Origin of the sequence: Ensifer sp. ENS06, from assembly GCF_014852205.1 — a bacterium.
In the GTDB taxonomy this organism is placed as follows: Bacteria; Pseudomonadota; Alphaproteobacteria; order Rhizobiales; family Rhizobiaceae; genus Ensifer; species Ensifer adhaerens.
The window spans coordinates 1-12,868 of record NZ_JACVBC010000002.1 but is presented as its reverse complement, the minus strand read 5'-3'; the positions used below and the strand labels follow the sequence as shown (position 1 = coordinate 12,868).

The 12,868-nt window shown below is 61.7% G+C and carries 11 protein-coding genes and 1 tRNA gene; 7 read left to right on the top strand and 5 right to left on the bottom strand.

What is annotated here, in order from left to right:
• Positions 1 to 49 precede the first annotated feature (49 nt).
• The 3 genes from IB279_RS09170 to IB279_RS09160 form a co-directional block, all read right to left on the bottom strand.
• Positions 50 to 2,506: a phosphoketolase gene (locus IB279_RS09170; RefSeq protein ID WP_192339172.1), complete on the bottom strand. Its 2,457-nt coding sequence runs from the start codon at positions 2,504 to 2,506 to the stop codon at positions 50 to 52.
• Between the two features lie 205 nt (positions 2,507 to 2,711).
• Positions 2,712 to 3,377, bottom strand: a complete 666-nt coding sequence (locus IB279_RS09165; RefSeq protein WP_060600651.1) for a CBS domain-containing protein — start codon at positions 3,375 to 3,377, stop codon at positions 2,712 to 2,714.
• Between the two features lie 98 nt (positions 3,378 to 3,475).
• A tRNA-Ser gene (locus IB279_RS09160) sits at positions 3,476 to 3,565 on the bottom strand.
• A gap of 311 nt (positions 3,566 to 3,876) precedes the next feature.
• Here IB279_RS09160 and IB279_RS09155 point away from each other — a divergent pair.
• The 4 genes from IB279_RS09155 (at position 3,877) to IB279_RS09140 (ending at position 7,945) form a co-directional block, all read left to right on the top strand.
• Positions 3,877 to 4,911, top strand: a complete 1,035-nt coding sequence (locus IB279_RS09155; RefSeq protein WP_060517172.1) for a septal ring lytic transglycosylase RlpA family protein — start codon at positions 3,877 to 3,879, stop codon at positions 4,909 to 4,911.
• Positions 4,912 to 4,974: 63 nt separating this feature from the next.
• Positions 4,975 to 6,135 carry a D-alanyl-D-alanine carboxypeptidase family protein gene (locus IB279_RS09150; protein WP_034803492.1) on the top strand — a complete coding sequence of 387 codons (1,161 nt, stop codon included), beginning with the start codon at positions 4,975 to 4,977 and terminating at the stop codon, positions 6,133 to 6,135.
• 101 nt (positions 6,136 to 6,236) lie between these two features.
• On the top strand, positions 6,237 to 6,920 hold the full coding sequence (gene tmk, locus IB279_RS09145) for a dTMP kinase (protein WP_246801903.1): 684 nt from the start codon (positions 6,237 to 6,239) through the stop codon (positions 6,918 to 6,920).
• Positions 6,917 to 7,945 (top strand): DNA polymerase III subunit delta', encoded by a 1,029-nt coding sequence (locus tag IB279_RS09140; RefSeq protein ID WP_034803488.1) that lies wholly within the window; start codon positions 6,917 to 6,919, stop codon positions 7,943 to 7,945. The genes tmk and IB279_RS09140 overlap by 4 nt, the downstream gene beginning before the upstream one ends.
• Here IB279_RS09140 and IB279_RS09135 read toward each other — a convergent pair.
• Positions 7,940 to 8,245, bottom strand: a complete 306-nt coding sequence (locus IB279_RS09135; protein ID WP_034803487.1) for a pyrophosphatase — start codon at positions 8,243 to 8,245, stop codon at positions 7,940 to 7,942. The genes IB279_RS09140 and IB279_RS09135 overlap by 6 nt on opposite strands.
• Positions 8,246 to 8,421: 176 nt before the next feature.
• Here IB279_RS09135 and metG point away from each other — a divergent pair, with 176 nt between their 5' ends.
• Genes metG through IB279_RS09120 form a run of 3 tightly spaced genes read left to right on the top strand, consistent with a single transcriptional unit; the run spans position 8,422 to position 11,602 of the window.
• Positions 8,422 to 9,975, top strand: coding sequence for a methionine--tRNA ligase (gene metG / locus IB279_RS09130; protein ID WP_034803485.1), 1,554 nt, complete (start codon positions 8,422 to 8,424; stop codon positions 9,973 to 9,975).
• Between the two features lie 12 nt (positions 9,976 to 9,987).
• Entirely contained in the window at positions 9,988 to 10,767 is a 780-nt protein-coding gene (locus IB279_RS09125; RefSeq protein WP_060517162.1) for a TatD family hydrolase, read from the top strand.
• 1 nt (position 10,768) lies between these two features.
• On the top strand, positions 10,769 to 11,602 hold the full coding sequence (locus IB279_RS09120; RefSeq protein ID WP_112770782.1) for an MBL fold metallo-hydrolase: 834 nt from the start codon (positions 10,769 to 10,771) through the stop codon (positions 11,600 to 11,602).
• 32 nt (positions 11,603 to 11,634) lie between these two features.
• Here the strand turns inward: IB279_RS09120 and IB279_RS09115 are convergent, their stop codons facing one another.
• Positions 11,635 to 12,591: a phosphoribosylaminoimidazolesuccinocarboxamide synthase gene (locus IB279_RS09115; RefSeq protein WP_181529480.1), complete on the bottom strand. Its 957-nt coding sequence runs from the start codon at positions 12,589 to 12,591 to the stop codon at positions 11,635 to 11,637.
• Positions 12,592 to 12,868: the final 277 nt, after the last annotated feature.

Sequence of the window (12,868 nt, the reverse complement as noted above, 5' to 3'; positions counted from 1 at the left end):
GCTCGGGCAAGCCGGGCAGGGTGATCGTCAATCCAGCCGTGCGCGGGCCTTAGACATTGTCCCCTTCGGTCGATGTCCCAGCCTTGGCAGGCTGCGCCCCGTTAACGCCCCATTTCCAGCCGCTGATCGAGGGCATGTCGTCGCCATGCTTCTCGATATACTCCCGGTGCTCGATCAGCTTGGCCTGGATCGCCTGCTTGAAGTAGGCCGCCCGCGCGCCGAGCTGCGGCAGGCGATCGATGGCATCGCCGGCCAGGTGGAAGCGGTCGAGTTCGTTCAGCACCACCATGTCGAACGGTGTCGTGGTCGTGCCTTCTTCCTTGTAGCCGCGAACATGCAGGTTGCCGTGATTGGTGCGGCGATAGGTGAGGCGATGGATCAGCCAGGGATAACCGTGGAAGGCAAAGATAATCGGCTTGTCCCTTGTGAAGATGCCATCAAAGTCGCTGTCCGAAAGGCCATGCGGGTGTTCTTCCGCCGGTTGCAGTTTCATCAGGTTGACGACGTTGACGACCCGGACCTTCACTTCAGGCAGATGCTCGCGCAGCAGCTGGACGGCGGCGAGGGTTTCCAGCGTCGGAGTGTCGCCGCAGCAGGCCATGACGACGTCCGGCTCACTGTTGGCGTCGTTGCTGGCCCAGTCCCAGATGCTCACACCCATGCTGCAATGGCGCACGGCCTGTTCCATCGTCAGCCATTGCGGGCCCGGCTGCTTGCCGGCGACGACGACGTTGACGTAGTTGCGGCTGCGCAGGCAATGGTCGGTGACCGACAGCAGCGTATTGGCATCCGGCGGCAGGTAGACGCGGACGACCTCAGCCTTTTTGTTGACGACATGATCGATGAAGCCCGGATCCTGATGGCTGAAACCGTTGTGATCCTGCCGCCAGACATGGGAGCTCAGGAAATAATTGAGCGACGCGACCGGCCGGCGCCAGGGGATCTCGTTGCAGACCTTCAGCCACTTGGCGTGCTGGTTGAACATGGAATCGATGATGTGGATGAAGGCTTCGTAGCAGGAGAAGAAGCCGTGGCGCCCGGTCAAGAGATAGCCTTCAAGCCAACCCTGGCATTGATGCTCGCTCAAGACTTCCATGATGCGGCCATCCGGTGAGAGGTGATCGTCCTCGGGATAGATCTCGGCCATGTAGCAGCGGTCGGTGACCTCGAGCACATCCTGCCATCGGTTGGAGTTGTTTTCGTCCGGGCTGAACAGCCGGAAGTTCTTCGCGTCGATGTTGTTCTTCATCACGTCGCGCAGGAACTTGCCCATCACGCGCGCCGCTTCCACGGTCGTGGCACCCGGGCTCGGAACGTCGACGGCGTAGTCCCGGAAGCCCGGCATTTTCAGGTCGCGCAACAGCAGGCCGCCGTTTGCATGCGGATTGTCGCTCATGCGGCGATGTCCCGATGGGGCGAGCGCCGCGATCTCGGGCTTCAGCCGGCCCTCGTCAGTGAAGAGTTCTTCCGGGCGATAGCTCTTCATCCATTGTTCGAGGATGCGGATGTGCTCGGGCTTATCCATCTCGCCCATCGGCACCTGGTGCGCGCGCCAGTAGTCCTCGCATTTCTTGCCGTCGATTTCCGGCGGGCAGGTCCAGCCCTTTGGCGTGCGGAAGATGATCATCGGCCAGGCCGGGCGCTTCAGATTGCCCCTGATGCGGGCATCGTCCCAAATCTGCCGGATTTCGGCCGTCGCCGTATCGAGCACGTCTGCCAGTTGCTGGTGGACCTTTGCCGGATCATGCCCTTCGACGAAATAGGGTTTGTAGCCCATGCCCTCGAAGAACTTCTTCAACTCGTCGTGCGGAATGCGGGCGAGGAAGCAGGGATTGGCGATCTTGTAGCCGTTCAGGTGCAGGATCGGCAGAACACAGCCGTCGCGGGCAGGGTTGAGGAACTTGTTGCTCTGCCAGCCCGTCGCAAGCGGCCCGGTCTCGGCCTCGCCATCGCCGACGATGCAAGCAACGACCAGATTGGGATTGTCGAAGGCGGCGCCATAGGCGTGGCTGAGCGCATAACCAAGCTCGCCGCCCTCATGGATGCTGCCGGGCGTTTCCGGCGCCACATGGCTCGGGATGCCGCCGGGAAAGCTGAACTGCTTGAACAGCCGCTGCATGCCTTCGGCGTCTTCGGCGATGTTCGGATAAAACTCCGTATAGGTCCCTTCCAGATAGGCATGCGCCACAAGAGACGGCCCGCCATGGCCGGGACCGATGATATAGATCATGTCGAGGTCGTCGCGTTTGATGACGCGATTGAGGTGCACGTAGAGCATGTTGATGCCCGGCGACGTGCCCCAATGGCCGAGCAGGCGCGGCTTGATGTGCTCGCGCTTCAGCGGCTCGCGCAGAAGCGGATTGTCGAGCAGGTAGATCTGCCCGACCGACAGATAGTTCGAAGCGCGCCAATAGGCGTCCATCAGGCGGAGTTCGTCGGCCGATAACGGTGCTGCTGATTTTCCGGATGCCGTCTCTTTCATCGATGCTGTTTCAGGCGAAACCATCTGAGCCTCCCGGTCAAAAGGACCTATGCTGAAATTCCCTCCAGCTTGCCGTCGCGCAAGCCATCGCAGTCTCTCGAATTCGCTACGGTCGTTGCTGTTTTTTCTGCGGCGGGCAGGATGGTGGAACGCTTGAAGTTCGAACGACAGCAGCAGGAATACGCTTGCAGCGCCGCGGACACAGGCCGCGGCGGTCTCGACGCATATCTTATTGCGGATAGGGCTCGGCGTAGTGCTCGACCACGCCGCGAACGCCGCGCACGTTCTCAGCGAGGATGCGGGCCGCCTTACGGCAATCGGCGGTATCCACGTTGCCCCAGAGGTGCACGATGCCGTCGGTCACGGCGACCTTTATGTCCAGGCCTTCAAGACCGGTATTTTCGCCGATGCGCACCAGGATACTGCGCCGGATGGCTTCGTCGCCGGCCGCCGTCTCGTCTTGCTTTGCGGACAAGATCGCCTGCAGCAGATCGGCGCGACTGACGATACCGACAACAAGGCCGTTTCTAAGCACCGGTACACGCTTGATGCCGCGCTCCCGCATCAGAGACGCGACGCGCGCGACCGAGGCATCCTCATCGATGGTCACGGGATTGGCCGTCATGGCATCACCGACCCTCCAGGAGGATCGGCGCACATAGGCGCTCGCCCGCTCGTCCGCGGCCCCGGTCGGGTCGGCGACCGGAATGCCGCCGCCAAGCTCGCTCCGGCGAATGAGATCGCCTTCGCTGATGACGCCCACCAGGGCTCCATCACCGTCGACCACGGGAAGGCCACTTACATGGTTGTCGAGCATAATCCGGGCTGCCTGCCTGACGCTGTTGTCAGGGGACAGCTTGACGACCGACGTCGTCATCACATCTTTAACGCGCATGTCGATCCCGCTCCCCAAAGGACTTGGCACCGTCATTACGCTTCGTAAGGTAGTCCCATCTCGTCGGTTCGACAACTAATGGGTGGAGAAAAGAGAAATGGCGGACAGGGTGGGATTCGAACCCACGGTACGGTTTCCCGTACGCTGGTTTTCAAGACCAGAGCCTTAAACCACTCGGCCACCTGTCCTTGCCTGAAGCACCGCGCGACTGCGTGCCGGGCACGGCGTTATTGCGCGAAGCCTTGGCGCTTTGCAAGAATTAACATGCGTCGCTGCAAGATTTTCTCGACCGCTTTGAAGAGCAGGCACCGGGCCCGATCACGTTAACCAGCCGTAAACCATAACTCACGAAATGCGGAGCCGGCCTGTGGATGAGTTCGCATTTTTGCCTTGATGATGTCATGAATACACACCTGTTCCGTTTCGGGACGTCGAGATTTCCGCTGGGGGTAAGCGGAAGGTTTCGAGTACGGCTTTATCGATCGATGTTGTGGGACAGATGACCTCCAATAAAAATGCGGCATATCTGGTCAAGGGACTGCGCCTTGCGGCGATCCCGGCACTGTGCGTAACGCTTGCCGCCTGCGGCTCCACGTCGAATGTCAAGAAAACTGCGCGGAGCAAGGAGTACTTTCCTGAATCCGTCTATGGCGTAAAGGCGAGCCCGCGCGTTGCCACCGGCAACAACATCCCGAAGGGCGGCGGACGCTTTCAGGTCGGCAAGGCCTATCAGGTCAAGGGCAAGTGGTACCAGCCCAAGGAAGACTTCGGCTATAACAAGACGGGTATGGCATCCTGGTACGGCTCCGCCTTCCACGGACGCCTGACCGCCAACGGCGAAGTCTACGACAAGGCGCATCTGTCGGCCGCCCATCCGACGTTTCCGCTGCCGAGCTACGCCCGCGTCACCAACATGGAAAATGGCACCTCGGTCATCGTGCGCGTCAACGACCGCGGCCCCTACGAATACGGCCGCATCATCGACGTTTCCTCGAAAACGGCAGACCTGCTCGACATCAAGCGCAAGGGCAGCGCACAGGTGAAGGTGCAATATGTTGGCCGCGCACCGCTCGAAGGTAACGACATGCCTTACCTGATGGCGTCCTATGTCGAGAAGGGCCAGCGCGGCCCGAGCATCATGCCCGAAGGGCAGATTGCAACCGGCGTGATGGTTGCCTCGAACGAACCGTTCCGCAAGCAAAGCCTCGGCACCATCACCGTGCCGGCCAAGGCGTCGCTCGACGTCAGCGAACCGGTCACCGCGATGGCCGCGCCCGTGCCGCAGTTTGCCCAGCAGCCGGCGTCGTTCAACGAATTCGTCATGCTGCCGGAAATCGGCCCGATCCCGCGCGAGCGGCCGGAGTACATTCCGATGCCCGACGGCAACATGGCCTATGCGGCTGCCTATTACGAAGTTCGCGTCAGCGACGCCGAATCGCCCTTCGAAGCGATCATGGTCGACAAGAAGCAGCTAACGCCGCAAGTCATCGTCGACTACGCCAAGCGCCAGAAAACGAACGGTTCGGCCCGTTAACAGTTCTCGGCGTTGTGCCAAAATGACCACGCTGCTATGCCCGAGGGGAAACCGGAGTTTCCCATGCGCATGAAGATGCTTTCGGCCGCTTTCCTTGGCCTTGCGTTGTTTGCCGGCGCCGCGTTCGCGCAAACGCCGGCACCCGCCTTCGACACCAAGGCAAAGCAGATCCTGCTGGTCGATGCAGAAACCGGCACGGTGCTTTTCTCGCGTGCCGAAAACGACCCGATCCCGCCAGCCTCGCTTGCCAAGCTGATGACCATGGAGGTCGTCGCCGAGGCGCTCGGCAAGGGCGAAGTCTCGCCCGAAACCCTCTACGACGTATCGGAGCATGCGTGGCGGACCGGCGGCGCGCCGGCCGGCACCTCGACGATGTTTGCCGCTCTGAAGTCGCGCATCCGGGTCGCCGATCTCCTGCAGGGCGTAGCCGTTCAACTGGCCAACGACGCCTGCATCATTCTCGCCGAGGGCATGACCGGCAGCGAAGGTGCATTTGCCGAGCGCATGACGGCGCGCGCGCGCGAACTCGGCATGCCGGTCGCGACCTTCCGCAACGCGACCGGGCTGCCCGATCCCGGCAACAAGATCACAATGAGCGAACTGGTGACGCTCGTCCGCCACCTGCACGAAGCGCATCCCGATCTCTACCGGCTCTATTCGCAGCCGGAATTCGAATGGAACAAGATCCTCCAACGCAACAAGAACCCGCTGATCTCCGCCAATATCGGCGTGGACGGCCTGGCAACGGGCTTTGCCGAAGGTTTCGGCTTTTCGCTCGCCGCGTCGCTGCAACGCGGTGACCGCCGCGTTTATCTCGCGATGGGCGGCCTTGAAACCGACAAGGAACGCATCGAGGAGAGCCGCAAGGTTCTCGACTGGGCGATGACCGCCTTCGAGAAGAAGCGGATCTTCGCCGACGGAGAATCGATCGGCGAGGCGGCCGTCTATGGCGGCGATGCATCTCACGTCGCGTTGGTGGCCGGCGGTCCAGTCGACGTGCTGCTGCCGGTCAACAATCCCGAGCGGCTGACGGCGCGCATCGTCTACAAGTGGCCCTTGCGGGCGCCGGTGACGGCCGGCACGGAAGTCGGCGTCGTCAAGCTGTGGAACGGCGAGAAACTGTTGCGCGAGGTCCCAGTCAAGACGGCCGGCGCGGTGGGGCAGGGAACCCTGACGAGCCGCGCGGTCGACGCCCTGCAGGAACTGCTTTTCTTCTGGCTCTGAGCCGCGCTCACTGGAATGCCTCTTCAAATCGTCACCTGACGGTTTCGCCCGGAGGACCAATCGGCTAAACAGGGCCAAATCGCATGCCGATACGGGAAAGCATGGTGTCGCTGAAAAAAGGTCTATTCGTAACATTCGAAGGCGGGGAAGGTGCCGGCAAGTCGACGCAGCTCCGCCTGCTAGCCGATTCCCTGCGCGCCCGCGGCTACGAGGTGCTGACGACGCGCGAGCCGGGTGGTTCTCCCGGCGCCGAGGCGGTGCGTCACGTGCTGCTTTCGGGGGCTGCGGAATCCTTCGGAGTGCGGATGGAGGCGATTCTCTTTGCCGCAGCCCGCAGCGACCATGTCGAGCAGGTCATCCGGCCATCGCTCGACAAGGGCATCATCGTGCTTTGCGATCGCTTCATGGATTCTTCGCGCGTCTACCAGGGCATCACCGGCAATCTCGAACAAAGCTTCGTCGAAAGCCTGGAGCGCGTAGCAATCAACGGTGTCGTGCCGGACCGCACCGTGATCTTCGACCTGCCCGCCAGCGTCGGCCTCGAGCGGGCGCAACGCCGCGCCGGCGACGACAATCCCGATCGTTTCGAAAAGGAACAGCTAGAGACCCACGAGAAGCGGCGCGACGCCTTTCTCGACATTTCCAGACGCGATTCCGAGCGGTGCCGGGTGGTGGATGCGACGCAGCCGGTTGAGGCCATCGCCGCCGAGGTGCTTTCGCTTGTCGAAGCACTTCTGCCGCATGGCGACGGCACGGACACGTCCGCCGAGGAAGCCGTGTCATGAGCGAAAGAGCCGGGGTCCTTGATGGCGCCATTGCGCCCGCTGAGAACAATCGCCTGTTCGGCCATGAGCAGGCGGAAGCCTTCCTGGCGCAGAGCTATCGCTCCGGCAAGGGGCACCACGCGATCCTGATCGAAGGGCCGGAAGGGATCGGCAAGGCGACGCTTGCCTTCCGCTTTGCCCATCACATCCTAAAAAATCCTGAACCGGCCGATGCGCCTGAAACGCTTGCCGACCCGGACCCGACCTCTGCGATCGGCAGGCAGCTTGCCTCCGGCGCCTCACACAATCTCCTGCACCTGGCCCGCCCGATCGATGAAAAGACGGGAAGGGCGAAGGGGGCGATCACCGTCGACGAGGTCCGGCGCGCGGGCAAGTTCTTCAGCCAGACCTCCGGCACGGGCAATTGGCGCATCGTCATCATCGATCCGGCCGACGATCTCAATCGCAATGCGGCCAACGCCATCCTGAAGATCCTCGAGGAACCGCCGCGCCGCTCGCTGTTCCTGGTGCTGACGCATGCACCCGGAAAACTGCTGCCGACGATCCGCTCGCGCTGCCTGCCGCTGCGACTGAAGCCGCTCGACGCAGCACCGCTCGGCCAGGCATTGGCCCATCTCGGTTTCGATCTCGAGGGCGAGAATGCCGGGCGCATCATCGCAGCCGCCAGCGGCAGCGTCGCCGAGGCGCTGAAGCTGATCAACTATGGCGGACTGGAAATCGCGGCAACCTTCGAGGGCATCCTTGCAGGGCAGGGACCGTCTGTCCGGAAAAACATGCACAAGCTCGCCGATGCCCTCGCCGGCAAGGACAGCGAAACGATCTTCGATTTCTTCCAGGCCCTTGCCAGCGATCGCATCATGCGCGAGGCGCGGGAGGCGGCCGTTTCGGGCGATATCATGCGCGCCGAACGCTTCGCCCGACTGTCAGCCTCCGTGACCGAGCGACTGACGGTCAGCGATGCCTATAATCTCGACCGAAAGCAGACCATTCTGTCGCTGCTCGACGATATGAAAGCGGCGCTATAGCGCCGGCTGAAAACGCCATTTTCGCTCGATCGCCGCCTGGAGGTCCAGCTTGTGGTGTTGCGCGAAGAGCAGGACGTGCCCAAGAAGGTCTGCGGTCTCGTCGGCCATCTGTGCCCGGAGGTCGTCCGGCGATTTCCCCTGGGACCGCCCGCGACCGCTCAGCTTGTTCCAGGCCTGGGTCAGTTCCCCCATTTCCTCCTGCATCTTCAAAATGAACCAGTCGGGGTCGCGCTCGATCCCGTGCGCGGCGGCATAGCCCGCCGACGCGGTTTCAAATTGGCTGCCAAGTTGATCCAGCACGACTCACCCCTTCATTTGTTTCCTGTTTGTTCTAAATCTTGCACGCGGGGCGCGCAAGGAGGAGGGCGGTGGCGGCGGCCGCTTCGGCCGGGCTTTTCATGGATCGCATGTTTCTTCCTAACAGCGTATGCGCTAAGAGCGTGCGTAGCTTAATCCGAGATAGATCGAATCCGCCTATGAGAGACACGTCCCCCTTCTACATCACGACAGCGATTTCCTACCCGAACGGCAAGCCGCACATCGGCCATGCCTATGAACTGATCGCGACGGATGCCATGGCGCGCTACCAGCGCCTCGACGGACGTGAGGTTTTCTTCCTGACCGGCACGGACGAGCACGGGCAGAAGATGCAGCAGACGGCGCGCAAGGAAGGCGTGACGCCGCAGGAACTTGCCGACCGCAATTCGGCCGAATTCCAGAAGATGGCCGTGGCCCTGAACGCGTCCAACGACGATTTCATCCGCACGACCGAGCAGCGCCACCATCAGGCGTCGCAGGACATCTGGATCCGCATGGGCGAGGCAGGCGACCTCTACAAGGACTCCTACGCCGGCTGGTATTCGGTGCGCGACGAAGCCTATTATCAGGAGAACGAGACCGAGCTGCGCGCCGACGGCGTGCGCTACGGCCCGCAGGGGACGCCGGTCGAGTGGGTCGAGGAGCAGAGCTACTTCTTCAAGCTGTCCGAATACCAGGACAAGCTGCTGAAGCACTACGAAGAGAATCCGGATTTCATCGGCCCGGCCGAGCGCCGCAACGAAGTGATCTCCTTCGTGAAGTCCGGCCTCAAGGACCTCTCGGTTTCGCGCACCACCTTCGACTGGGGCATCAAGGTGCCGAACGATCCGGCGCATGTCATGTATGTCTGGGTCGACGCGCTGACGAACTACATCACCGCGACCGGTTATCTCGACGATCCCAAGGGCCCGCGCGCCAAGTTCTGGCCAGCGAACATCCATGTGATCGGCAAGGACATTATCCGCTTCCACGCGGTCTATTGGCCGGCGTTCCTGATGTCGGCCGGCCTGCCGCTGCCCAAGCGCGTCTTCGCGCACGGCTTCCTGCTCAACAAGGGCGAGAAGATGTCGAAGTCGCTCGGCAACGTCGTCGACCCGTTCAACCTCGTCGAACATTTCGGTCTCGACCAGATCCGCTATTTCTTCCTGCGCGAGGTGTCGTTCGGCCAGGACGGCAGCTATAGCGAGGAAGGGATCGCGACCCGCATCAATTCCGACCTTGCCAACGGCATCGGCAACCTGGCGAGCCGCTCGCTGTCGATGATCGTCAAGAACTGCGACGGCCAGGTGCCCGTGTGCGGCCCCCTGACCGACGAAGACAAAGCGATGCTGGCCGCCGCCGACGCGCTGCACGAGATCACGCGCGACGAGATGGGTAAGCAGATGATCCACCGGGCGCTGGCGGCGATCATCGCCGTCGTCTCCGAGACCGACCGCTACTTCGCCGGCCAGGAGCCCTGGGCGCTGAAAAAGACCGATCCAGCGCGCATGGGCACAGTGCTCTACGTGACCGCCGAAGTCGTGCGCCAGATCGCAATCCTGCTTCAGCCGTTCATGCCGGAATCCTCGGCGAAGCTGCTCGACCTGGTGGCTGCACCCGCCGACAAGCGCGACTTCGCAGCGCTCGGCGAGGCCGGACGTCTCGCCTCGGGCACGCCGCTCGAGGCGCCGAAGCCGGTCTTCCCGCGCTATGTGGCACCCGAAGCGCAGTAAGGCATCTTGAGCATGCTGATCGATACCCATTGCCATCTGGACTTCCCCGATTTCGAAGCGGAGCGCGACGCAATCGTCGCGCGGGCGCGCGAGGCCGGTGTCGAGCAGATGATCACGATCTCGACCCGCGTGAAGCGGTTCGAGACGATCCTTGCGATCGCCGAGGCCTATCCGAACGTCTTCTGTTCCGTCGGCACTCATCCGCACAATGCGGACGAGGAGCTTGATATCACCACCGAGGATCTGGTGCGGCTTTCGGCCCATCCGAAGGTGGTGGCGATCGGCGAGGCGGGTCTTGATTACTTCTATGACAATGCGCCGCGCGAGGCCCAGGTCGAGGGCCTGCGTCGTCACATTGCGGCTGCCCGCGAGACCGGCCTGCCGCTCGTCATTCACAGCCGCTCGGCCGATGAGGACATGGCGGCGATCCTGACCGAGGAAACCGGGAAGGGGGCCTTCCCTTTCCTTCTGCACTGCTTCTCTTCCGGTCCGGAGCTCGCCCGTGTCGGCGTGGAGCTCGGCGGCTACGTGTCCTTTTCGGGCATCCTGACTTTCCCGAAATCCGAAGAGCTGCGTGAAATCGCCAAGACCGTGCCGCATGACCGGATGATCGTCGAAACCGACGCGCCGTACCTCGCGCCGAAGCCGTTCCGCGGCAAGCGCAACGAGCCGGCTTACGTTGCCCATACGGCAGCCGTGCTTGCCGAGACGATCGGCGTGACCACTGAGGAGATTGCAAGGATCACCACGGAGAATGCCTTCCGCGTCTTCTCCAAGATGCCGAGGCTCTGACGTGGCGTTCCGGCGCACGTTCACCATCCTCGGCTGCGGCTCGTCACCAGGCGTGCCGCGCATTACCGGGGACTGGGGCGCCTGCAATCCTGACAATCCGAAAAACCGGCGCATGCGCGCGGCCTTGCTCGTCGAGCAAATCGCGCCCGACGGCGGCAAGACGACCGTCGTCATCGACACCGGGCCGGATTTTCGTGCGCAGATGGTCGCAACGAACGTGCGCCACATCGATGCGGTGATCTATACCCATTCCCATGCCGACCATCTGCACGGGATCGACGACTTGCGCGGTTACGTCATCGAAAACCGCAGGCGGGTGCCGATCTGGGCCGATGCCTATACGATGGGCCGTATTCGCGAGGGGTTTGGCTATTGCCTGGAATCACCGCCAGGCAGCGGCTATCCACCGATCGTCGAGCCGCACATCATTGCCGATGATCTGTCGCCGGTGGTGATATCAGGCGCCGGCGGGCCGATCGCCTTCCGGCCGCTGATGCAGTTTCACGGCAATATTCATTCTCTGGGCTTCCGCATCGGCGACTTTGCCTATTGCAGCGATGTCAGCGATTTTCCGGCCGAGACCATTGCCAAGCTCGGCGACCTCGATCTGCTGGTGATCGATACGCTGCAGTACAAGTTCCACCCGAGCCATCTGTCGCTGGTGCAATCGCTCGGCTGGATCGAGCGCCTCAAGCCGAAGCGGGCGGTGCTGACACACATGCACGTGCCGCTGGATTACGACACGGTGCAAGGCGAGACGCCTGATCATATCGAACCGGCATACGACCTGATGCGGCTCGAATTCGATGTCGATGATCCAACGCTCAGCGCCTAAATCAGATTAGAATAAATCTCTAATATACTGATTTATTTCGAGAAATATGGCGTCAGGTTGGCGCGAATGCGATCCAGAACCGTCGCACCCGACAGATCCGGAACGAAGCGCTGGCCGGTGATCTTTTCGAAGGCTTCGATATAGACTGCCGAGGTCTGCTCGATGAGATCAAGTGGAATTTCCGGGATCGGATCCTTGTAGGGATCGCAGCGCGCAGTGACCCAGGCACGGACGAAATCCTTGTCGAAACTCCTGGGACGTTCGCCGCGCTCGAAGCTTTCCTGGTAGCTGTCGGCGATCCAGTAGCGGCTGCTGTCCGGTGTGTGGATCTCGTCGGCGAGAATGATCGTGCCGTTTTCGTCGGTTCCGAACTCGTATTTGGTGTCGACGAGGATCAGGCCGCGCTCGGCGGCGCGCTCTTGACCGCGGGCAAACAGCGCAAGCGCATATTGCCAGACGGTATCGAGCTGTTCCTTTGTCAGCAGTCCTTGCTCGAGGATCGCTTCGACCGAAAGCGGCTCGTCATGGCCGCCGTCGAAAGCCTTGCTGGTGGGCGTGATAATTGCCTGGGGAAGCTTCTCATTGTCGCGCATGCCGTCCGGCAAGGTGATGCCGTACATCTCGCGCTCGCCGTTGCGGTATTTCGTCAGGATCGAGGTGCTGGTCGTTCCGGCGAGATAACCGCGCACGACGACCTCTACCGGCAGGATGTCGAGCCGCTTGCCGATGACGACATTGGGGTCCGGATAGCTGACCACATGGTTCGGGCAGATGTCGGCGGTTTCCTCAAACCAGTAGCGCGCCGTCTGCGTCAGCACGTGACCCTTGTTCGGGATCGACGTCAGAATGACGTCGAAGGCGCTGAGGCGGTCCGTCGCGACTATGATGCGGTTGCCATCGGGCAGGTCGTAGTTTTCGCGAACTTTGCCTTTGTAGCGGTTTGGCAGTTCCGGAATGAAAGCATCTGAAAGAACGCGCAATTCGCTCATCACATCTGGCCTTGAAAATGAGGTGTTTGGTTCGGGAACGCTAAGCAGGCTGGAAAGGCCGGGTCAAGCTCGCCAAGGCAACGTTCAGCCGCAATCCATGCTTTCCGGCATATACGTTAGTTCCATAATCTATCTTATGTGATCTTTGCATGTAGCCGCAAAGTTAAAGTGTCCTGATCCTGCAAAGTTGGAATGTCACTCTCCCCGGGTTTTGATGACCTGGGAGATTGCGGATGGGATTGATTGCGATGAGCGAGCGTGACCTGCAGCGGATTGA